The sequence below is a fragment of the Aeromonas sp. HMWF016 genome (assembly GCF_963878195.1).
In the GTDB taxonomy this organism is placed as follows: domain Bacteria; phylum Pseudomonadota; class Gammaproteobacteria; order Enterobacterales; family Aeromonadaceae; genus Aeromonas; species Aeromonas lacus.
In genome coordinates this window covers 25,681-47,542 of record NZ_CAWNWX010000111.1, presented here as the reverse complement: position 1 = coordinate 47,542, position 21,862 = coordinate 25,681, and the positions used below count along the sequence as shown (strand labels likewise).

General features: G+C 61.0%; 20 protein-coding genes and 1 pseudogene. 3 read left to right on the top strand and 18 right to left on the bottom strand.

Features of this window, described 5'->3' with window-relative positions; all coding sequences use genetic code 11:
- Positions 1 to 14 precede the first annotated feature (14 nt).
- Together AACS24_RS18790 and AACS24_RS18785 are read left to right on the top strand one after the other, a co-directional pair.
- A complete protein-coding gene (locus tag AACS24_RS18790; protein ID WP_108571633.1) occupies positions 15 to 707 on the top strand; it encodes an L-ribulose-5-phosphate 4-epimerase in 693 nt (230 codons plus the stop codon).
- A 125-nt stretch (positions 708 to 832) separates the two neighbouring features.
- Entirely contained in the window at positions 833 to 1,477 is a 645-nt protein-coding gene (locus AACS24_RS18785; protein WP_108571632.1) for a 3-keto-L-gulonate-6-phosphate decarboxylase UlaD, read from the top strand.
- A 63-nt stretch (positions 1,478 to 1,540) separates the two neighbouring features.
- Here the strand turns inward: AACS24_RS18785 and exeN are convergent, their stop codons facing one another.
- The 18 genes and pseudogenes from exeN to AACS24_RS18695 all read right to left on the bottom strand — a co-directional run bounded on the left by exeN (position 1,541) and on the right by AACS24_RS18695 (position 20,365).
- Positions 1,541 to 2,308, bottom strand: coding sequence for a GspN family type II secretion system protein ExeN (exeN, locus tag AACS24_RS18780; RefSeq protein ID WP_108571631.1), 768 nt, complete (start codon positions 2,306 to 2,308; stop codon positions 1,541 to 1,543).
- Positions 2,305 to 2,796 (bottom strand): GspM family type II secretion system protein ExeM, encoded by a 492-nt coding sequence (gene exeM, locus AACS24_RS18775; protein ID WP_108571630.1) that lies wholly within the window; start codon positions 2,794 to 2,796, stop codon positions 2,305 to 2,307. The genes exeN and exeM overlap by 4 nt, the downstream gene beginning before the upstream one ends.
- A complete protein-coding gene (gene exeL / locus AACS24_RS18770; RefSeq protein ID WP_108571629.1) occupies positions 2,793 to 3,977 on the bottom strand; it encodes a GspL family type II secretion system protein ExeL in 1,185 nt (394 codons plus the stop codon). The genes exeM and exeL overlap by 4 nt, the downstream gene beginning before the upstream one ends.
- A 114-nt stretch (positions 3,978 to 4,091) precedes the next feature.
- Entirely contained in the window at positions 4,092 to 5,099 is a 1,008-nt protein-coding gene (gene exeK / locus AACS24_RS18765) for a GspK family T2SS minor pseudopilin variant ExeK (RefSeq protein WP_108571628.1), read from the bottom strand.
- A 112-nt stretch (positions 5,100 to 5,211) separates the two neighbouring features.
- Positions 5,212 to 5,850, bottom strand: a pseudogene (gspJ, locus tag AACS24_RS18760) (type II secretion system minor pseudopilin GspJ); the annotation flags it as partial.
- Complete coding sequence (exeI, locus tag AACS24_RS18755) at positions 5,847 to 6,206, bottom strand: GspI family T2SS minor pseudopilin variant ExeI (RefSeq protein ID WP_108571626.1); 360 nt, start codon at positions 6,204 to 6,206, stop codon at positions 5,847 to 5,849. The gene exeI and the pseudogene gspJ, both read right to left, overlap by 4 nt.
- The gene (gene exeH, locus AACS24_RS18750; protein WP_108571625.1) at positions 6,203 to 6,775 is read right to left on the bottom strand and encodes a GspH family T2SS minor pseudopilin variant ExeH; all 573 of its coding nucleotides are present in this window, start codon (positions 6,773 to 6,775) and stop codon (positions 6,203 to 6,205) included. The genes exeI and exeH overlap by 4 nt, the downstream gene beginning before the upstream one ends.
- 44 nt (positions 6,776 to 6,819) lie before the next feature.
- Positions 6,820 to 7,251, bottom strand: coding sequence for a GspG family T2SS major pseudopilin variant ExeG (exeG, locus tag AACS24_RS18745; RefSeq protein ID WP_033113031.1), 432 nt, complete (start codon positions 7,249 to 7,251; stop codon positions 6,820 to 6,822).
- Between the two features lie 96 nt (positions 7,252 to 7,347).
- Complete coding sequence (exeF, locus tag AACS24_RS18740; protein ID WP_108571624.1) at positions 7,348 to 8,568, bottom strand: GspF family T2SS innner membrane protein variant ExeF; 1,221 nt, start codon at positions 8,566 to 8,568, stop codon at positions 7,348 to 7,350.
- Between the two features lies 1 nt (position 8,569).
- Positions 8,570 to 10,075 carry a type II secretion system ATPase GspE gene (gene gspE, locus AACS24_RS18735; protein ID WP_033113029.1) on the bottom strand — a complete coding sequence of 502 codons (1,506 nt, stop codon included), beginning with the start codon at positions 10,073 to 10,075 and terminating at the stop codon, positions 8,570 to 8,572.
- Entirely contained in the window at positions 10,075 to 12,105 is a 2,031-nt protein-coding gene (gene exeD, locus AACS24_RS18730; RefSeq protein ID WP_033113028.1) for a GspD family T2SS secretin variant ExeD, read from the bottom strand. Before exeD ends, gspE begins: the two co-directional genes overlap by 1 nt.
- A 22-nt stretch (positions 12,106 to 12,127) precedes the next feature.
- Positions 12,128 to 12,970, bottom strand: a complete 843-nt coding sequence (gene exeC / locus AACS24_RS18725) for a GspC family type II secretion system variant ExeC (RefSeq protein ID WP_258222994.1) — start codon at positions 12,968 to 12,970, stop codon at positions 12,128 to 12,130.
- Between the two features lie 205 nt (positions 12,971 to 13,175).
- Positions 13,176 to 13,862: a GspB family T2SS assembly factor variant ExeB gene (exeB, locus tag AACS24_RS18720; RefSeq protein WP_108571622.1), complete on the bottom strand. Its 687-nt coding sequence runs from the start codon at positions 13,860 to 13,862 to the stop codon at positions 13,176 to 13,178.
- Complete coding sequence (locus AACS24_RS18715; protein ID WP_108571621.1) at positions 13,862 to 15,430, bottom strand: ExeA family protein; 1,569 nt, start codon at positions 15,428 to 15,430, stop codon at positions 13,862 to 13,864. Before AACS24_RS18715 ends, exeB begins: the two co-directional genes overlap by 1 nt.
- A gap of 247 nt (positions 15,431 to 15,677) precedes the next feature.
- Entirely contained in the window at positions 15,678 to 17,123 is a 1,446-nt protein-coding gene (locus AACS24_RS18710; protein WP_108571620.1) for an HD domain-containing phosphohydrolase, read from the bottom strand.
- Between the two features lie 56 nt (positions 17,124 to 17,179).
- Entirely contained in the window at positions 17,180 to 18,301 is a 1,122-nt protein-coding gene (locus tag AACS24_RS18705; RefSeq protein WP_108571619.1) for a beta-ketoacyl-ACP synthase III, read from the bottom strand.
- Positions 18,302 to 18,355: 54 nt separating this feature from the next.
- Positions 18,356 to 19,519, bottom strand: a complete 1,164-nt coding sequence (locus tag AACS24_RS18700) for a vWA domain-containing protein (RefSeq protein ID WP_108571618.1) — start codon at positions 19,517 to 19,519, stop codon at positions 18,356 to 18,358.
- 3 nt (positions 19,520 to 19,522) lie between these two features.
- Positions 19,523 to 20,365: an AAA family ATPase gene (locus tag AACS24_RS18695; protein WP_108571617.1), complete on the bottom strand. Its 843-nt coding sequence runs from the start codon at positions 20,363 to 20,365 to the stop codon at positions 19,523 to 19,525.
- 159 nt (positions 20,366 to 20,524) lie between these two features.
- On the opposite strand from AACS24_RS18695, the gene cysK reads away from it, so the two are divergent.
- Positions 20,525 to 21,493 carry a cysteine synthase A gene (gene cysK, locus AACS24_RS18690; protein ID WP_005347490.1) on the top strand — a complete coding sequence of 323 codons (969 nt, stop codon included), beginning with the start codon at positions 20,525 to 20,527 and terminating at the stop codon, positions 21,491 to 21,493.
- The last annotated feature ends 369 nt before the right edge of the window (positions 21,494 to 21,862 follow it).

Genomic DNA, 21,862 nt, shown 5'->3' with positions numbered 1-21,862 from the left:
CCCAGGAGAACGAAATGTACAACTCATTGAAAGAGGCGGTACTGGAGGCCAACCTGCTGCTGCCCCGATACGGTCTGGTTACCCTGACATGGGGTAACGTATCCCAGATAGATCGTAGCTTGGGCGTGGTTGCCATCAAGCCGTCGGGGGTCTCTTACGACAATATGACCGTTGACGATATCGTGGTGGTTGATTTGGCAGGCCAGGTCGTCGATGGGCATTTATCCCCGTCCAGTGATACCGCAACCCATCTGGTTTTATATAAAGCGTTTAAAGGTATTTCCGGTATTGTGCACACCCACTCCCGTCATGGCACTATTTGGGCGCAAGCGGGAATGGATATTCCCGCCTTGGGTACCACCCATGCCGATTATTTCTATGGCGATATTCCCTGCACCCGTCCGCTGACCGAAGATGAAATTCGCGTTGATTATGAAAAAAATACCGGCAAGGTCATTGTCGAAGAATTTCAGCGACGGGCGCTGGATCCGCAGGCCTTGCCAGGCGTGGTCATTACTGGCCATGCCCCGTTTTGCTGGGGCAAGAGTGCGGTGGATGCGGTGCACAATGCGCTGGTGCTGGAGGAGGTTGCTACCATGGCGCTGGCAACCAGAGCGTTGAATCCTGCCATCCATATTGCGCAGGAGTTGTCTGACAAACACTATTTCAGAAAACATGGTGAGAATGCCTATTACGGCCAGCGCTAATTAGTCGACCCGTTATTTAAATTGCCCATCTATTTATATTAGTGACGTCAGGTTACGGCCCTTTATCAACTTTAAATCAATGGGCCAATCCATTCTGCCAAGGTTTTAAATTGAGGAAATATAGTATGACCAAACCCATGTTACAGATTGCTCTGGATTCTACCGATCTTGCTACCGCCGTGGATATTGCCGATCGTGTCGCCAGTTATGTCGAGGTGATTGAGGTCGGCACTATTCTGGCTTTTGCGGAAGGCATGTCTGCGGTACGCACCATGCGCGAGCGTCACCCTGATCACATTATCGTGTGTGATATGAAGACCACAGATGGTGGTGCCATTCTGGCTCGCATGGCCTTCTCGGCCGGAGCTGACTGGATCACGGTATCGGCCGCTGCACACGTCGCTACCATTGCTGCCTGCAAGAAAGTCGCGGACGAGTTTGGCGGGGAGATCCAGATCGAGATCTATGGCAACTGGACGCTGGATGATGCCAAACAGTGGGCCGATATGGGGATCAGTCAGGCTATCTATCACCGCTCGCGGGATGCCGAGCTGGCCGGGGTCAGCTGGACCCAGGCCGATTTGAGCAAGATGCGGGCACTCTCTGAGCTTGGGCTGGAGCTGTCGATCACCGGCGGTATCGTGCCGGAAGATATCCATCTGTTTGAAGGGATCCGGGCCAAGACCTTTATCGCCGGACGGGCATTGGCATCGGAAAGCGGTCGGGCAACCGCCGAAGCGTTGCGCCGCGAAATAAACAAATATTGGTAACAGGAGCAGGGTATTAGCGAAGAAAGGCCCCGGAAATACTCCGGGGCCTTGTCGTTGAAGGGGTTAGATCCGCCCCTGATAGCGCAGGGGGAAGCGGCCCTGACTGTCGGGCTGGCCGAGGAAGGGGAGCCCCTGCTGCATCTGCTCTGGCAGGGCTGGGCCCGGTTTCAGGCTGCCCTGAAACAGGTATTGGCCATTGGGTTGCAGCTCGAGGCGACCGCTGGTCTGTACCGCATCCGAACCCTGCTTGAGCTCGGCCACCAGTCTCGAGTCGAGGCAGGTGAGTTTCACCTCGGGGTCGGCCAGATCCAGCTTGCCCGCCGGGGTATCGGCGCTGGCGTTGTACCAGTCGAGGTTGCCGTAGAGGTTGTCACACCAGGGATTGCCCTGGGCAAACTGATCCACCTTGAGTTGCAGCTGACCGGTGAGGGTGACCGGGAAGGGGAGTGGCAGCGGGATGCGCGCCATTACCCAGGGAGCCGGGGCATTGAGGGTCAGGTCGTGACCGAAGGCTGCGCCATTCCAGCCGACAACGCCCTGACCGTTGAGGCCGTTGCGCTCGCCAAAGCGAATGGCCACTTCGGGGGCGAAGCGCAGCAGTGACCAGCCATTGAGATCCCAGCGCAGCTGGCTGATGGATTCGCTGGCATATTGCAGCCGGGCGATCTGGCCACTCCACAGGGTGCCGCTCACTCCTTCCATCTTCAGCAGGCTGGCAACGTTGGCGGGCAGCGGCAGATAGCGCACCACCAGCGCCGCAGGCAGGGTCGCCAGCAGGAAGACGAAGTAGGCTGCCAGAAACAGGCTGGCAATCAGGATGCGTTTTTTCATTGGGGACGACTCAACTGCAAACGTCTGACCTTGACCAGACCCGGGGCCAGCTCCTCGCGGGCCAGCTCGATGATTTGAACCTGAATGCCGTGCTGCTCCACCAGGGTGGCGAGCCAGAGCAGCAGATCATCGAACGGAACCGTATCGATCCACACCTGCAGCTCCTGCCCCTGTGGTTGCAGGCGGGCAATCTTGATCTTGTGGTTGAAGGCGGTACGGTTGACCACCCCTTCCAGGGTACCGCTGGTATCTATCTGACGACCCTGCCCCCCCTGCATGGCCAGCACCTCTTCCCCCTTCTCCTTGAGCCAGGCGAGGGTCTGTTGCTGGTTTTGCACCTGACGTTCGCGCTCGGCGATGCGGTTGTCGAGAGGATGCCAGACGCTCCAGTAGAAGAGGCCGACCAGCAGCAGGATGCTGCCTGCAACCACCAGTCGTTGTTCTCGTGCGGTGATGCTCTGCCACCAGCTCTGCAATTTTTCCATCATGATGATTTACCCTTGAGCACCAGCGCCCCTTCAACCTTGCCCTCGGTGCTGCGCACCTCGCCCTGCTGCACCTCGAAGCGCTTGCCCGCCAGTTCGCGGAACCGCTCTATCTCGGCAAAGCCGGGGGCGGTCACCTGCAGCCGCAGCTCGCGGCGGCTGGCATCAAAGCGCATTACCAGCGGCTTGAGACCGGGCACTTCGGCAAAGGTCGGGGCCAGTTCGGTGAGCATCAGCAGCATGCCGTTTTGCGGTGCCTGACCCATCAGCCGCAGGTGCTGGGTCATCTGGCTGCGCACGTTCACGATGCGGCTTTCGTTAGGGAAGATGCGGCTGTAGACCTGACGGATCTCCGCCTTGAGCGCCTTGTCCTGCTCTGCCAGTTGATGCAGCTGGACACCGCGCTGGACGAGTGCCACCAGCAGCAAGAGCGCGGCGGTAATGGCCACCTTGCGCCACTGCAACCAGTAGCGGGCATATTCGGTCTGTGGCCGATAGGGGCCGGTAAGCAGGTTGGCGCGGCAGGTGAGGGCCCCCTTGGCCAGCAGCAGCATGGGGAGCTCGGGCTCGGCCGGCAGCCAGTTGGCGGCGGCAATGGCGGGCGCCGGGGTATGGTTGTGAATGGTGACGGGGTCGGCTTCGGCGGCCAGCAAGATGGCCAGCAGCGACTCGTCGGCCACAATCCCCTGACAGGCGTTCTGGCGGATCAGCCACTCGCTGCCGAGCTGCAGGGCAGACCAGCCATCAGCCGCCTGCGGCAGTGCCAGCACATCGGGCAGCAGTTGCTGACTTCTAAGGCCGGCAGCCTCGAGCCAGCCGAGCCACTCGGCCATCTTCTGGCGATCCACCGCCATCAGGTCGACCTGCGGGCCGTCGTGGGCCAGCACCACCAGATGCAGCTCATCCACGTCGGAGGCGATCTGCTCCTCCAGCAGATAGGGCAGGGCCGCCGCCGACTGGCGGTTGTAACGCCCCGGCAGGGTGACGCGGCGGAAGATCAGATCGCTGCCCGGCACCAGGGTGACCACGGGGCGGCCGCCAGCGCGCTCCTGCAGCTCGCCCAGCGCGTCAGCTGAGGGGAGCTCGCCGGAGGCGATGATCTCCTGCTCCTGACTCGACCAGACCAGCCAGGCGACCGGTTGTTGTTTGGTGGTCCCCAGACGGATGACCAGACTCTCGCTCACGCATCTCTCTCCTGCGATACCGGTTCGCGCGGGCCAGGCCAACGCAACCGGTGCGCAGCCCGCAGGCTGCATCCAATGTTTGCCCTGCCGGGAGTCGCTCCCGCCAGCGCTTGTTTATTCGGCGCCACTGTTGAGGCGGCGCAGCATGACCAGCTTGTTATCCTTGCCCCGCTGGAAGATGCTCTCCAGCCAGGCGCGACTGTCGCCGATTTCGGCGACCACGCGGGCCTCGAAAAAGTCGCTTTTGACCACCAGCGCCTCCTTGAGCCCCTTGACGCTCTCAAGAGGTACGGGCAACTGATCCGTCATCAGCTTGGTCTCTTTCCACCCCTTTTTTGGCCGCTCGGTCACTACCCGCTTGGCGTCATCGCTGCCAATCTTGCCCAGATAGAGGGCAGCCAGCAGCTCGGGGCGTTCCGGCAGCAGGGTGTTGATATTGATCTTCAGCTTGTCGCTTGGCAGCGTGCAGACATAGGGGGCCAGTTTGGCATAGACCCTGGCCGTTACGCCGCGCACCGCCCGCAGCTCATCTTTGCCCAGCATCCACTGGTTGGCGGTGAGGTAGGGAGGCTTGAGTCCCTCGTAGTAGGCATCCTCTGCGCCGAGGCTGGAGACCAGCACCGTATCCTTGTCCGTCCAGTCGCGGATGGCGTCGGTGAGCTGGGCTGCCTCGTAATCATCCATCGCCAGCTCCTTGAGCAGGGCGCGAAACACCTGCACCGGATAAGGTTGCTGCTCCAGTTCTTCCCCGTTGTTGCCCGCCTGATTGGGTACGCTCAGGCTGTTGAGGTTGAAACATGATTGCAGGTCGGTCACCTCGCCCTTGAGCTGGCCATCATCGACCGGAAACACAGTATTCTTGCTGGCCCACTTTTGGCCGAGGCTCACCACCTCGGGGTCATCCTTGAAGTCCTGTGCCAGCACCTTGCTCACCAGCGCCTCCGTCGAGAGGGCATACCACCAGGCTTGCTTGCCGGCGGTGACATTGCTGGTGCGGCGCAGCTCCAGCTGCAGGCGACCGCTCATGTTGCTGGCGATGATCACCATCACCGAGAGGATCAGCAGCACCACCAGCAGGGCCATGCCGCTCTGGCGACCGGGGCGTACAGGGTTAGCTCGCATTGGAGCTCCCCCCGTTCTGGTTGCCGCCATTGCTGTTGTTACCACTGTTATTGCCGTTGCCGCCGTTGTTACCGTTATTGCTGTCGCCGCCCTGATTGGGATTGTTGCTCTGGCTGTTATCTTCGGCGCGCTGGCCGCCGGCGCCAATCAGAAATTGCCGGCGAATGGTGCCGTAATCCTCCAGATCCAGCTCGACCGCGAGCCCGTAAGGGAGCACGCTGCGCTGGGTCCACTCCTCCTTCCAGCTCCCCTTGTCGTAGAAGTAGAGGCGAAACGCGGTGACGCCGGTCAGAAGCGGCTGGGTGCGTGGCTCGGTGCCGATCACCGGATCCGGATAGAGGTAGCTGAGGCGCTCCAGCTTCTGATCCTTGAGCCGCCAGCCGACCCGCTGCAGATGAGAGCGGGGCAGCATGCCGTCCGGGTTGAGCCAGCCGCTGCGCATAAAAGCCATGCCCCAGTCATCGCTCTGCTGGCCAAAACGGGAGGCGGCCAGCAGCACCTTGTTGTTCTCTCCCTCTATGCGGCCGCTGCGCGGCACCATCTGGGTGACATCCCGCTCCAGCAGGGTGAAGGCGAGCTGCAACTCGGAGAGGCGGGCCTCCTTGCGCTTGGCTACCTCGTCGCTGGTGAGCACCCCCTGCAGCACCTGATAGGCACTCATGCTGAGAGTGGCGAAGATGGCGATGGCTACCAGCATCTCCAGCAGGGTAAAACCACGGTGACGGGAAGGGCGGGTGTTGCTCGGGATCATCGGTTGATATAGGTCCGCATCATGGCTATCGGGTTCTCGGCCTTGGCCTCGGTGCGCACTTCCATCTCAAGCGCCTTGAAGTTGTTGTCGCTGGTCGCGACGCCGCGATAGCGCCAGTACCAGGTCTGCCCGGCCATCTGCTCATCCCCTTCCACCCAGCTGTCGCCGGGCCACTTGTTCTCGAGCTTCTGCTGCACCAGCTGGTTCTCCACCACCCAGGTGGCGAGAGTTTTCTCTTCCAGATAGTTGAGGGCCGAGAGGTGCTCGCTGGCGGTCTTCATCACCGCGAGACCCGCGATGGCAAAGACCGCCAGCGCCACCATGACTTCGAGCAATGTCATGCCCCGGGCGTTCATTCGCTCACCTCTTCATCCTCATCGCCGGTGAGCAGGGTGAGGTGGCCGAACTCGTCCCCCTTGACGATGAGGGTGTAGCGCACCTCGTCATCCTGCTGGCTGAAGGTGAGGGTAAAGGGGCTCAGCTCGCCACCGGGGAAGATGAGGAGCTGCGGGGTGCGCTCCTTGTCATCCCGCTTCTTCTCGCGCTCTTCATCGGGATCTGGCTGCCAGCCAAATCCCTCCAGCTCCAGGGTCAGCACCATGTTTTCCGGCAGTTGCACCTGACCGAGCTGCTTGTCACCGGTCAGGGCGAGCCACTTGCGATCCTTGGCCTGGCGCTGCATAAACTGCCAACCATTCTCCTCGACGCGAATGCCCACCAGTCGGCCATCCATCACCGCATACTCCTGCGCCAGTTGCACAGTCGCCATCAGGCGGCGCGCCTGCTTGTCGATCTCCCTGTCACCTTTTGCGCCACCCATGCTGAGGGTGACGGCGGTGGCCACCAGTCCCATCAGCATGGCAACCAGCAGCACCTCCAGCAGGGTAAAGCCGGATTGACAACGGGGAGATGGAACAGCCCTCATTCAGGCTGCCCCAGCAACGCAGAGTGCACGCGGCGGTTAATCACTTATTGGAAATCCTTCAGGTTCCAGTTGCCGATGTCGTCATCGGTACCGGCTTCGCCATCCTGACCCATGGAGAAGATGTCGATCTTGCCGTACTGGCCCGGGCTCAGCAGCTGATACTGGTTACCCCAGGGATCTTGCGGCAGGCGTTTGATGTAGCCGCCATCGCGGTAGCTGCGCGGCGCCGGGTCGATGGAGGGTTTGGTCACCAGCGCTTCCAGACCCTGCTCGGTGGTCGGGTAGCGGTTGTTGTCCAGCTTGTACATGTCGAGGGCATTTTCCAGTGCCACGATGTCAGAGACCGCTTTCTGCTGGTCAGCTTTCTCCTTGTTGCCCATCAGGTTGGGCACCACCAGACTGGCCAGAATGCCGAGGATCACGATGACCACCATAACTTCCAGCAGGGTAAAACCGGATTGACGACGTTTGTTCATGAGTTGCTCCGTAACGAATGAGATGGGATGGCCCATCAGAGATTGATCACTGGGTGGGTTCGACAGGCCGCCAGTGGGCCGTCGAACGCCGGAAACTTACATATTCACCATGTTGTTGAGCTCGAGGATCGGCTGCAGGATCGACATCACGATAAACAGCACTACCCCGGCCATGGAGACCACCAGCATGGGTTCGAACACCCCGAGGGCGATGTTGACCTGGGATTCAAACTCCCGATCCTGGTTGTCCGCCGCCCGCTCCAGCATGCTGTCGAGCTCGCCGCTCTGCTCACCGGAGGCGATCATGTGCAACATCATGGGCGGGAAAATTTTGGTCTCGGTCAGCGACTTGCGCAGACTGGTTCCCTCGCGCACCCGTTCGGCGGCCTCGAGAATGCGCATTCTGGCAAAGTCGTTGGAGAGCACTTCGCCGGCGATCTTCATCCCCTCCAGCAGCGGTACCGCGCTGGCGTTGAGGATGCTCAAGGTGCGGGCGAAACGGGCGGTATTCAACCCGCGGCTGACCCGGCCAATCACCGGCAGGCCGAGCAGCACCTGATGCCAGCGCCGGCGGCGCTTCTCGTCGGTGAGCCACCAGCGCCAGACAAAGCTGGCGATAAAGAGCAGCAGCAGAAACCAGAGGCCGTAGGCCTGCATCAGCTCGCTGGTACCGATGAGAAAACGGGTGGTGCCCGGCAGTTGCTGACCCATGTGTTCAAACTGGGCCACCACCTTGGGCACCACCGCGGTGAGCAGGATCGAGATAACCCCGATGGCGACGCAGGTGAGCACTATGGGGTAGATCATCGCCTGCAGCAGCTTGGTGCGCATATGCTGGCGCTGTTCGGTGTAGTCGGCGAGGCGGTTGAGCACCTTCTCCAGATGGCCCGACTTTTCACCGGCTGCCACCATGGAGCGAAACAGCTGGTCGAACACATGGGGAAAAGCCCCCAGCGAGTCGGCCAGCGAATAACCCTCGACCACCTTGCTGCGCACGGTCGCTACCAGACTGCGCAGGTGGGCCTTTTCGCACTGCTCGGCCACCGCCCTGAGTGCCTCTTCGATGGTGAGGCCGGCCCCCACCAGAGTGGCCAGCTGGCGGGTGATCAGGGCCAGCTCGGCGGTGCTGGCGCCACGCCGAAACAGGGCGAAGCGGGTCGCCTCCCGCTTTGCCTTCTCGGTGGTCTCGTTCACCTCGAGGGGCGTGAGTCCCTGCTCGCGCAGCAGCTGGCGCACCTGACGGGCCGAATCGCCCTCCATCACGCCGCTCTTGCTGCACCCCTTGCCGTCGAGGGCCTTGTATTCGAATGCCGCCATCTCAATCTTCCCGGGTCACGCGCAGCACCTCTTCGAGGCTGGTCTGCCCCTTGAGGACCTTGTCGATGCCGTCGCGGCGGATGCTGGGGGTGTGGCCGCGGATCAACCGATCGATAGCCATCTCGCCGCTGGCGCCGTGAATCGCCTCGCGCACTGCCTCATCGACCACCACCAGTTCGTGGATACCTGTTCGACCGCGATAGCCGGTGTGGTTGCACTGCTCGCAGCCCACCGCATGCCAGATATGCTGATCCGGCTCCAGATTGATCCCCATGGCGAGGCGCTCCTGCTCGGTGGCCGGACGCGAGGCGCGGCAATCGGGGCAGAGGGTGCGCACCAGCCGTTGGGCCAGCACCGCCAGCAGGGAGGATGAGAGCAGGAAGGGCTCGATCCCCATGTCCCGCATCCGGGTGATGGCGCCGATGGCGGTGTTGGTGTGCAGGGTCGACATCACCAAGTGACCGGTGAGCGATGCCTGCACCGCGATCTGGGCGGTCTCGAGGTCACGGATTTCCCCCACCATCACCACATCCGGATCCTGGCGCAGGATGGCGCGCAGGCCGCGGGCGAAGGTCATGTCTACCTTGCTGTTGACCTGGGTCTGGCCCACCCCTTCGAGGTCATATTCGATGGGGTCTTCCACCGTCAGGATGTTGCGATCCCGCGAGTTGATCTCGGAGAGCGCTGCATAGAGGGTGGTGGATTTACCGGAACCGGTCGGGCCGGTGACCAGAATGATGCCGTGGGGCTTGCGGATAAGCTCGCTGATGATGCTGCGGTTGCGCGCCGTCATGCCGAGCTGCTTGAGCTCGAGGCGAATGGTGTTCTTGTCGAGCAGACGCAGTACCACCCGCTCGCCGTAGCTGGACGGCATGGTGGAGACCCGCACATCGACGGCGCGGCCGCCGATGCGCAATGAGATGCGGCCATCCTGCGGCACCCGCTTCTCGGCGATATCCATCCGCGACATGACCTTGATCCGCGATACCAGCAAGGACGCCAGCTTGCGATGGGGGCGCAGGATCTCCCGCAGCACCCCGTCGATGCGAAACCGGATCACCAGCGCCCGCTCGAAGGTCTCGATATGGATATCGGAGGCCTCCTCCTTGATCGCCTCGCTCAACATGGCGTTGATAAGGCGAATGATGGGGGCGTCGTCATCGGCGTCCAGCAGATCCTCGCTCTGTGGCAGCTCTTCGGCCAGCGCAAAGAAGTCCATCTCGTTACCGAGATCTTCCATCAGCTGGCGCGCCTCGGAGGAGTCGCGCTGATAGTGGGCCATCAGCAGCTCTTCGAAGGCGTCGTTGTCGAGTTGCTCAACGGCAAAGGCGCAGCCCGCTACCCGCCGCACTTCCAGCAGGGCTTGCGGGGTGACGCCGGTACGGCACTGCAGCACAGGTGCACCGTCACGTTCGCTGAGGATCACCCCGTAGTTGCGCGCAAACGCAAAGGGGAGCTCGGGCAGCGGGGGAGGCAGGCTGCTCCCGTCGAGATGATAGGCGCTCATCAGGGGCGGCTCTGCACAAAGGGTGTGGTGCTTTCTATCGCGCTCTGCTGGCGAACCTTCACCTGCTCCAGCTGTTTTTGCACTTCAGGCGACACCATCACATCCTGGCCATAAGCCGGCAGTACCTGGCGTTTGGGTGAGGTGAGATAGCCCTCCTGGGCGGCCGCATCCAGCTGTTCGGCACGGAACAGGGAGTACTTGTTGCTGGAGATGCCGGAGTAAACGTTGGCATCGCGCAAGATGGTGGGCCGGATAAAAATCATCAGGTTGCGCTTCGCGGTGCTGTTGGAGGTGTAACGGAACAGGTAACCCAGCCCGGGGATATCGCCGAGCAGCGGTACCTTGGAGACCTCTTCCTTGGTCTGTTCATCCATCAGACCACCCAGTACCACGGTCTCGCCAGTCTTGACCAGGACGGCGTTTTTTACGGTACGGGTATCGAAGGTCGGTCCCAGTCCGGCGGTGCCATCGGCCTGCTTGGCGACGCTGGAGACCTCCTGTTCGATGGTGAGCAGCACCGAATCCCCTTCGTTGATCTGGGGAGTGACCGTCAGCTTGGTACCGACCGTTTTGTATGCGATGGTGTTGAAGATGCTGTCGGTGCTGGTCGAGCTCTGGCTACCCGTCGGGGTTGGCACCTCTTTACCCACATTGAACGACGCCTCCTTGTTGTCCATGGTGACAATGCTCGGGGTCGAGAGAATATCGTTCTTGGTATTGGAGGCGATGGCCGTAGCCAGCATGCTCCAGTCTCCGTGATAGAAACCGGCAGCCATGCCATTTACCGAAGACATCAGCTTGGTGAGCGGCTCGGGGTTGCCATTTTTATTGAGCTTGTCTGCCGCCACTTTTGCGGTAATGGGGACGCCAGTATCGGTGAACTGGATCGAGCCATAGTCAGCATGATTCCATTGGACGCCGAGATTAAGGCCATCACTATCCTGCATCTCGACGATGATCGCCTCTACCAGCACTTGGGCGCGGCGAATATCGAGCTTGGCGATGACCTGTTCAAGTTCTGCCATCACGTCGGGCTGGGCGGTGATGACCAGGGCGTTGGTGGTCTCGTCGGCAGAGATGGCAAGCTTGCCACCGCCGATGCTGGCACCACCGCCCATGGCGGCGTTGCCGCCCCCCTTCTTGTCCGCTTCGATGCTGGAGCTGACCCCCTTGAGCACATCGACCATGTCCTTGGCCTTGCCATATTTGAGGTAGAAGACCCGGGTATTGCCCTGGCTCTGCAGGTCGCGGTCGAGCTGGCGTACCATCTGGATAATGCGGGCGCGCGCTTTCGGCTCGCCACTCACCACCACCGAGTTGGTGCGCTCGTCGGCGACCACTTTGGGTGCCAGCAGCAGGCTGGTGGTGCCCCCTTGCGGGTTGTTATCCTTGTTGAGGTTGGTCACCAGCCGCACGATTTCACCCGCCGAGGCGAACTTGAGCTTGATGATATCCACATCCTGATCGCCGGCACGGTCGACCCGGTTGACCACCTCCACCAACCGGTTGACCACGGCGGCGCGGCCGGTGATGAGCAGCACGTTGGAGGGCTCGTAATGCACCACGTTGCCGCCACCGGCGTTGTCGTTGAGCTGACGCAGCAGGGGGGCCAGTTCACGCACCGAGACGTTGCGCACCGGCACTACCCGGGTCACCATCTCGTCGCCCATGCCCGGATTGCTGCCATCCACCACCGGAATGGCGGAGGTCTTGGCATCGCGCGAGCGCAGTACCTTGAGTACGCCATTATCCATCGGCACCACGGCAAAACCGTAGACGTCGAGCACGCTCAGGAAGAACTGATAGTACTGCTCCTCGTTGAGCAGGTCGTAGCTGCGGACGTTGATCTTGCCGCGCACCGAGGGCTCGATGATGATGGTCTTGTTGAGGTTCTTGCCCACCGTGTTGATGAACTCTTCGATATCGGCGTTCTTGAAGCTGGCCGAATACTCGGTGGCCCAGGCTGATCCTGCCATCATCAGTGCCGCCGCTATGGTGGCCAGACGCCAGCCTTTCCCTTTATTGGTCATTCTTGGTACGACTCCAAAATCATTATTCTGACAAGCGAACATAGACATCGAACTGTTCACCCTGCCGCTCGACGGTCACTGTCAATTCGGTTGCGCCAGCCAGCTGCTGCATCGCCTGCATGGCCTGCATGTTGTCACGCAGATCCAGGCCGTTGATGCTGAGGGCCAGATCATTGGCCTGCAGCCCGCTCTGCTTGAAGAGCTCCGGATTGTTACCCGGATTGAGGCGATAGCCCGCCAGACGGCCATCCACCTGAACCGGTGAAATATTGAGGTAATCGGTGATCTTGCCGGGATCGCTCATCAGCTCGCTGCGCACGGAAGAGATCTGCGCGCTACCGCCTTGTTGGGGCAGGGGTTTGCCGTACTCTTCGCCATCGAGCATCAGGGTTTCGTCGCGGCCATCGCGCTCTATGATCACCCGGTCGGGGTAGACCTGACGGATCCGTGCCTGGGTACCGTCGATGAGATCCCCCACGCTGTAGGAGTTCTGGATACCGGACATGGCGATGATGGCGATGGACTTGTCTGGATTCGAGCTTGCCAGCACGCCGTTGAGCTGGGCATTGAGCTGGGTCCGCGGTGCGTTGGCTGCGACCTCCTTGCTCTGCTGTGCCTTGGCGATGGCCTTGCCAAACAGGGAGAGACTGCTCACTTCACCCAGTTCAAGGCGGGGGGCGCTTTGGCCGGCAGTTGCAATGACGGAGGGCTGCCACGGCTGGCTGCTCTGGGGCGTGGCCAGGGCGAGCAGACGCCAGGTGAGGTTGGCACACTGCTGGGCCAGCAGGATCAGCAATAGCAGAAAGACCGCCTGAGTGATGCGGGCCATGGGAAGCCGCCGGTACTGGGCCAGCAGCTTGATCAAGATCTCATCCCTGGATGGTCGGGTCATGTTAGTCAACATTGTTTCGGGCTTTGGTGCAGCTGGCTATTGTGTACGGCGAGCCGTTTGGACACAACGTTCGTGCGGTTGCAATCGGCAAAACTGGATATTTCATCACACCTTGAGCGTTCCATTGCTTATTAAAGGGATAACCAAGTGCCTGTCAGCACCCTGGTTGTGGCGAATGTCAGCCCTGCCAATCCTGCAGCGCCTTGAGAGTGACACTCTGGCCACCCACATCCAGCACCATATACTCCTGGGCGATGGAGACCAGGCGCACCCCGGGGGCAATCTCGCTCCCCTCCCGGTATTCACGGCCATTGAGCACCACGGCCCGTTTGGCCGGATTGGATGAGAACACGTGGGAGCCATAGCTGAACGCGGGCACCTGCTGGCGGATCGAAAGCGGCGCGGCATTAAGCGGCATCAGCTGGGCCGGTTGCACGCTCTGGGGCACGGTACCCGACCCCTGTTGCAGCGGTGTTTCGTTGAGGGCGCGCATCAGCTGTTCGGCCAGGGTTGGTCGACTGGCGGCCGGGTTGCTGGTGGCGGCTGCAACCTTGGGCTGCTGCACCACCGGCTCCGGCAGGGGAGGCGGCAGTGGTCGTGTTACCATCGCCTTGGGCTCCACTCGGACGAAGGGCGGGGTGACCACCTCTTTCACCTCTACTTTCTCCTCGATGGGGCGCAGGTGGATCAGGTGCCAGCCATAGTTGGCGCCAGCGCCTAGCAGCAGGGCGAGCGGGGCAAGCAGCCAGACGAAGCGGCGGGATGTCCGCGCCTCTTCGCGGGGGATGGCAAGCCCCATGGCGGGGATACAGGTTTGTGGCTGCGGTTGCTGCGCGCGGTGCAGCGCCTTGAGCAGGGTAGACATCAGGAGGCCTCCTCCAGTCTGGGCATGGGTTCACCGGAGAGGGCGTTGAGTCGCAGCAGGGTATTGCTGCCGGCGATGCCGTCAGGATTGAGCCCCTGATCCCGCTGGAACTGCTGCAGTTTGTTCTTGAGCTCGCCATCGAAGCGTCTCACCTTGCGCTCGGGCTGTTGCAGCGCGCGGCTCAGGGCATTGTCGAGCCACTGGATCTGGGCCTGACCCGCATTGTTGCCGATCAGGTTGGCGCCCCCCTTGGGCATGCGCCAGAGCAGGGTGTAACTGCCGCCCCAGTTGTCGCTGAGCCACTGTCTCTCAACCTGCCAGCTCTGGTTGCCGATCATCAGGCGTGCCTGTTTGGGGCCGAGAGTGACCAGGGTGGCGTAGTAGATGCCGCCCGTCTCGTCGGTAAGGCTTACCATGGCGGGGTATTGCAGATTGCGCAGCTCATCGAGGCTCGCCTCCCCCTCCTGACAGCGCAGGCCGGCGCGGGGGGCGTTATCGCAGGTGGCATCCTCCAGCTCGGGCTCGTAGCCCCAGACCCGGTAGAGATTCTGCATTGCACTCTCGGGGTCGAGCGCCTGATTGATCGCCTCGGTGAGCTGCTCCTGCTGCTCGGCGGTCTCATCGACGGTAACCGGTACCTCGACCTTGACCACCGGCCGGGTGGGGAAGACGCCGAAGAACTGCCAGCCCCACCAGCCTGCCGCCACCAGCAGGGCGCCAGCCAGCGCGACCGTCAGGCCGGAGAGCCAGCTCCCCTCGTCACGGATCCCGCTCACCTCAAAGGCGGCCTGACTGATGTCGCCATGGACAATTTTGTAGCTGCCGCGGGCAAAGGCGGCGATCAGGGCGCGGTCGCAGATGAGGTTGATAAGACGGGGGATGCCACCGCTCAGGCGGTGGAGGGCCTGAATTGCCCTGGGGGTAAAAATGGGCTGCACGCAGCCGGCAACCTGCAAACGGAAGCGAACATAGGCATCCACATCGCCGGCACCCAGGGGCAGCAGGTGATAGCGAGCAGTAATGCGCTGGGCCAGCTGGCGCAGCAGGGGCTGGCGCAACATCTGCTGCAGTTCAGGCTGACCGATCAGCACCACCTGCAGCAGCTTCTTGTCGTCGGTTTCGAGGTTGGTCAGCAGACGCAGCTGCTCCAGCACTCCGGGCAGCAGATGTTGGGCCTCATCCACCAGCACCACGCTGCGCTTGCCTGCCGCCAGATTGGCCAGCAGGTGGTCACGGATCAGGTCGAACAGCTGCTTGATCCCCGCTTCGGCGGGGTAGGAAAGCTGAAACTCGTCACAGATGGCCGCCAGCAGATCCCGCTCGGTCAGCGAGGGGTTGAGGATATAGGCGATCTCGGTCTCGGCGGGCAGCTGTTGCAGCAGGCAGCGGGAGACAGTGGTCTTGCCGGTGCCCACTTCGCCAGTCAGTAGCACAAAGCCGCCGCCATCCTGCAAGCCGTAGCTGAGATGGGCCAGAGCCTCCCCGTGACGCTCGCTCATATAGAGATATTTGGGATTGGGCGAGATGGAGAACGGGTGTTCCGAGAGGCCAAAGAACTGTGTGTACATGAGGATTCTTTTGTGACCAGTTACAGGTAAAAATGTCTCCGGATGATAGCAAACCTCGCACTCATTGGAAGCTATCCGAGCGGGCAAGAGACAAATGACGGCACTTTCCCTTCATCTTGTGATCCAGAATCGGGATTGTGCCGGTCAAACGGTCAAAAAATAGCGGTGATTTGCAAAAATAAGTTTATTGTCAACAGCTTGGGGAGACGAAGTTTTCACCTGTCAGTTCGTTAACGGGTTTGCCGACTCAGCGATGATCCTGAAATTTGGCCGCAATATCCTTGAACTGCGCCTCGCAGGCGAGAAAGGCCGTGACGATGCCAGGATCAAAATGGCTGCCGCTCCCTTTCACAATGATCTCCTTCGCTTCCTCATGGCTGAAGGCGGGTTTGTAGACCCGTTTCGAGATGAGGGCATCGTAGACATCCGCCACCGCCATCAGCCGCCCCGAGAGGGGGATATCCTTACCCGCCAGCCCTGCCGGATAGCCGCTGCCATCCCACTTTTCGTGGTGGGTGAGGGAGATCTCCCGGGCCAGCCGCAGGAAGGAGTTGGAGCCCAGCTGCGCTTCGGCGCTCGCCAGCGCATCAGCGCCGATCTGCGGGTGGCGCTTCATGATGGCGAACTCCTCATCGGTCAGCTTGCCCGGCTTGAGCAGGATGGCATCGGGAATGCCCACCTTGCCCACATCGTGCAGCGGGGCCGATTTGAACAGCAGATCGATGGTTGCATCATCCAGTGGATAGCTATCCCAGTCGCTGAGGCTCAGATGCACTGCCAGCGCCTTGACGTAGTGCTGGGTACGGATGATATGGGCGCCGGTCTCGTTGTCGCGGGTCTCTGCCAGCGAGGCGAGCCCGAGAATGGCCACATCACGGGTCAGGTTGAGCTCGTCGCTGCGGGATTTCAGCTCGCCGATCATCTGATTGGTGCTGGCGGCGATAAGGCCGAACTCGTCATCCCGGGTGACCGGCACCCGGGCATCGAAGTCACCGCATTGCACTCTGGCCATGGTGCGGGTCTGGTGGCGCAGGGAGAGGCCAAGATTGCGGCCGTAGCCGTAAATGATGAGGGCGAGATAGCTGAAGGTCACCGTCATCACGAAGGCGATCTCCCACAGGATGTAGTGCTGGGCCTCGACCCTCGGCAGGCTGCGCTCCACCGTCACCAGCCACTCCAGATCCTTGTTGAACAGCAAAAAGAAGACGCACCCCAGCAGGCTGAGCGTCGCCAGGGTAAAGAGGATGAACTTGCGTGGCAGCGGCATGGCCAGCGGGTAGTTCAGCGCCAGGTTCTGCTCATCTTGCCGTGCTCTGGCTCGATGCCAATCCCGCTCCAGAGTCAGATCGGCCGCCACCAGAAAGCCGAGGGTGGTCATCCCCAGTAGCACCTTGAGGTGGCTTGTCAGTGGAAAATCGTGGGCCACTGCGTTGTAGCCAGAGAGCAGCAGCGCCCCCAGCAGGTAAAAGCCCAGCTCCAGCATGAATCCATCCAGACCGTTGCGCGGCAGGGGGCGCCTTGAGAGCAGCATGTTGCGTATGGCGAACATGATGGCGAACGTCACCAGCGTCGGCCCCAGCAGCTGGGGCAGGGTGAGACTCTCGAGAAACGGGCAGACCTGCCAGCCATAGAGACAAAAGAGTGACAGGGTAACCCCGTAATGCAGGGCACAACGCCCCGAGATTCTCATCATGATTTCACCTGAACAGCGTTTTTGTTGTTATGGCCGCCGCGACAGGCGCGCCATCCTCAGCACCGTTGCAGCAACAGACTACCAATAGAGTAGCCGGCGCCAAACGAGCAGAGGACGCCGCGCGCCCCGACAGGAAGGTCGCGATTGTACAGATGAAACGCGATGATGGAACCCGCCGAGCTGGTATTGCCATAGCTGTCGAGAATGACCGGCGCCTCCTGCTGGCTGGCATCGTGGCCCAGCAGCTTGCGGCCGATGAACTGGTTCATGGTGAGGTTGGCCTGATGGAGCCAGAGCCGGCTCAGGCTCTCGGCAGGCCAGCCTTGCTCATCGAGCTGGTTGGCGATCTGCTCGCACACCAGCGGCAACACCTCCTTGAACACCTTGCGCCCCTGCTGGCGAAACAGCTTGTCATCGCCGTAGCGGGTGCGCGGACTGAGCCGGTTCAAAAAGCCGAAGTTGTTGCGGATGTTGTTGGAGTACTGGGTCACCAGCTTGCTGGCCACCAGTTGCCACGGATTGGCTACCTTGCAATCGGCTTCCCGCTCCAGCAGCACCGCGGTGCAGGCATCGCCGAAGATAAAGTGGCTGTCTCTGTCCCGAAAATTGAGGTGCCCAGAGCAGATCTCCGGATTGACCACCAGCGCCACTTTGGCGGTGCCTGCCGCCAGCATGTCTGCGGCCGTTTTGATACCGAAGGTGGCAGACGAGCAGGCCACGTTCATGTCAAAGGCCATGCCGCTCGCCCCCAGATAGTGTTGCAGCTCGATAGCCAAGGCCGGATAGGGGCGCGGCATGTTGGACGCCGCCACTATGACCAGATCGATCTCCCCCGGCTCGCGGCCGGCGGCGATCAGCGCCTGTTCGGCGGCGGCTACCGCCATCTCCACCATGATGGAGGGCATCTCATCGGGTCGCTCCGCCAGCAGCGGTTGCATGATGTCGGGGTTGAGCACCCCCTCGCGGCTCACCAGATAACGGCTCTTGATACCGGAGGCCTTTTCGATGAACTCGCTGCTGGAATGCTGCTTGGCAGGGAGCTGGCCGGCGTCGATGGCGGAGGCGTTCTCCTCGTTGTAGAGATCCACATACTGGTTGAAGGCGGCCACCAGCTCTTCATTGCTGACGGCAAAGGGTGGGGTATAGAGGCCTGAGCCGCTGATCACGATAGAGGTCATCTTTGCTCCTCGCCGGGTACGTTCCCGGCTTGTCGGTTTATAGGGTTGAGAGGGCTACAGCTGGTCGATCGCCGCAGCGAGACCCGCCAGAGTCAGCGGATGCATCCGCCCGCCAACCACGTCATTCATCAGTTTGATGGAGGGATGCCAGAGCCACTCCCGGCGCGGGGTGGGGTTGATCCACACCAGTTTGGGAAAGTGTTGCTGCAAGCGGGTAAGCCACACCTGACCCGGCTCCTCGTTCCAGTGCTCGACGCTGCCGCCCGGCCAGGTGATCTCATAGGGGCCCATGGTGGCATCCCCTACCAGGATCACCCGGTAGTCGCTGCCGTAGGTGCGCAGCAGGCGCAGGGTATCGAACCGCTCCTCAAAGCGGCGCTCGTTATCCTTCCAGACGAAGTCATAGAGGCAGTTGTGAAAATAGAAGTACTCCAGATGCTTGAACTCGTGGCGCAGGGCGGAGAAGAGGCGCTGCACCTCGGCTACGTGGGCATCCATGGAGCCTCCGATATCGAAGAAAACCAACAGTTTGACCCCGTTGTGGCGCTCGGGCCGCAACTTCACATCGAGCCAACCCTGGCGGGCAGAACTTTTTATGGTGTCGTCGAGATCCAGCTCGTCGGGATTGCCTTTGCGCACCCAACGTCTGAGTTTGCGCAGTGCCAGCTGGATGGCGCGCTGGCCGAGCGGCGAGTCGTCGCTGAAGTTGCGATAGTGTCGGGCCTCCCATACCTTGGTCGCCTTGCCGTGCTGCCCCTCTCCACCCATGCGGATCCCCTCGGGGTGAAAACCGCCGTGGCCAAACGGGCTGCTGCCGCCTGTGCCTACCCACTTGTTGCCACCGGCATGGCGCTCTTTCTGCTCGCTTAATCGCTGGTTGAGGGTCTCCAGCAGCTTGTCGAGTCCGCCGAGGGATTTGAGCAGCGCCTTCTCCTCTGGGCTCAGCAGTCGCTCGAACTCCTTGCGCAGCCACTCCTCGGGCAGGCTCTCCGGCAGCAGGGGGATGGCTTCCAGCCCCTCGTAGTATTCGGCGAAGGCGCGATCGAAGCGATCGTAGTGGGCCTCGTCTTTTACCAGCAGGCAGCGGGAGAGTTGGTAGAACTCGTCCATGTCGACAGTGACCAAGTGGGCGGCCAGCGCGGCGTGCAAGTCCAGCAGCTCGCGCAGGCTGCAGGGGAGCTTGTGGCGGCGCAAATGGGTAAAAAAGTCGATCAGCATGAGTCAGCTGCCGCGCCGGGCCAGAAAGGCGAGCTTCTCAAAGAGATGCAGATCCTGCTCGGTCTTGAGCAGGGCGCCGTATAGCGCGGGCACCAGCTTGCCCGGCTCGCGGGCGCGCATCGCTTCGGGGGCGATATCGTCGGCCAGCAGCAGGCGGATCCAGTCCAAGAGTTCCGAGGTGGAGGGTTTCTTGCGCAGCCCCTCTACCTCGCGCAGCTCGAAGAAGAGCTCCATCGCTTCGCCGAGCAGGTTCTCCTTGAGGTCGGGGTAGTGGAGTTTGACGATAGCCTGCATCTCGGCCTTGTCGGGGAAGCGGATGTAGTGGAAGAAACAGCGGCGCAGGAAGGCATCCGGCAGCTCTTTTTCGTTATTGGAGGTGATGATGACGACCGGCCGCTGGCGCGCCTTGACTCGCTCGCCGGTCTCGTAGACGTCGAACTCCATCCGATCCAGCTCCAGCAGCAGATCGTTGGGGAATTCGATGTCGGCCTTGTCGATCTCGTCGATCAGCAGCACCGGTCGCTGTTCGGCGCTGAAAGCCTGCCACAGCTTGCCCTGGCGAATGTAGTGGCTGATATCGGCCACTTTAGGGTCACCTAGCTGGGAGTCGCGCAGCCGGGCTACCGCATCATATTCGTAGAGTCCCTGCTGGGCTTTGGTGGTGGACTTGATATGCCAGGCAATGAGATCGGTGCCGAGATGGTCGGCGACCGCTTCTGCCAGTACCGTCTTGCCGGTGCCCGGCTCCCCTTTGATCAGCAGCGGTTTTTCGAGGGAGATGGCAGCATTGACAGCCATCTTCAATGCATCGGAGGCGAGATACTGGCTGCTTCCTGAAAATCCCATAACGTCGGTTCCTTTGACGATTGGCACCCGGAGTCAGGGGCCAGAGAGAATAAGCTCTATATGTTGTAATACCATATGGTTATAACGAATAGTCACTTCTCATTCAGAAACCACAGGGTAATCTTGTTTCATCGTCGTAACAAACACAGGGATAGCACCATGAGCAAAATTTTTGAGGACAATAGCCAGACTATCGGTCACACCCCGCTGGTTCGTCTCAACCGTGTTACCAAAGGCCGCGTGCTGGCCAAGATCGAGAGCCGCAACCCCAGCTTCAGCGTCAAGTGCCGTATCGGTGCCAACCTGATCTGGGATGCCGAGAAGCGCGGCATCCTGACCAAGGGTAAGGAGATCATCGAGCCCACCAGCGGCAACACGGGTATTGCTCTGGCCTTTGTCGCAGCAGCTCGCGGCTATCCCATTACCCTGACCATGCCGGCCACCATGAGCCTGGAGCGCCGCAAGCTGCTCAAGGCGCTCGGTGCCAATCTGGTGCTGACCGAAGGACCGCTCGGCATGAAAGGGGCCATTGCCAAGGCCAACGAGATCCTCGAGTCCGAGCCGGGCAAGTATGTGCTGTTGCAGCAATTTGAAAACCCGGCCAACCCGGAGATCCACGAAAAGACCACCGGCCCCGAGATCTGGGATGCCACTGACGGCGAGGTAGATGTGTTCGTGGCCGGGGTCGGTACCGGTGGCACCATTACCGGTGTCTCCCGCTACCTGAAGAAGACCCAGGGCAAGGCGGTGGTCTCTGTCGCCGTTGAGCCTGCCGAGTCGCCGGTTATCAGCCAGAAGCTGGCCGGTGAAGAGATCAAACCGGGCCCCCACAAGATCCAGGGGATTGGTGCCGGCTTTATCCCGGGCAACCTTGACCTCTCCCTGATTGACCGGGTTGAGCAGGTGACCAGTGACGAAGCTATCGAGATGGCCCGCCGCCTGATGGAGGAGGAGGGGATCCTGGCTGGTATCAGCTCCGGTGCAGCCGTGGTGGCTGCCAGCCGTCTGGCCGAGCTGCCGGAGTTTGAAGGAAAAACGATTGTCGTCATCCTGCCGAGCGCCGCGGAGCGCTACCTCTCCAGCGCCCTGTTTGCCGGCGTATTCAGCGAGCAGGAGCTGCAGCAGTAAACCACAAGATTGCACTGACAAGACGGCGCTCCCAGGAGCGCCGTTTCTTTATGGGCTAGACTCTGCATCGCCCAGCGCCACTCGGGACCTTATTTTTTGGGGTAAAATAACAAGCTCCGGAGCGAGAAAAAAAGCAGACATTCTGTGATAAATCTCATATCCTGTGCGGCGTCACGCGGTGTCTGATGGTCAGGTATCACAAAGTAACAAAGTGTTATTTTTCGTTATAAAATAATTTCAGGCCAGTCCTGATGCGGCTTGTAGCTCAATAACGGAAAAACCCCGATCAAGACACCGAAATACTGCACAGAAAATTGACCTGGATTAAACCATTGCGGGTCTGCTTTCGTTACTTTACAACATATCCAT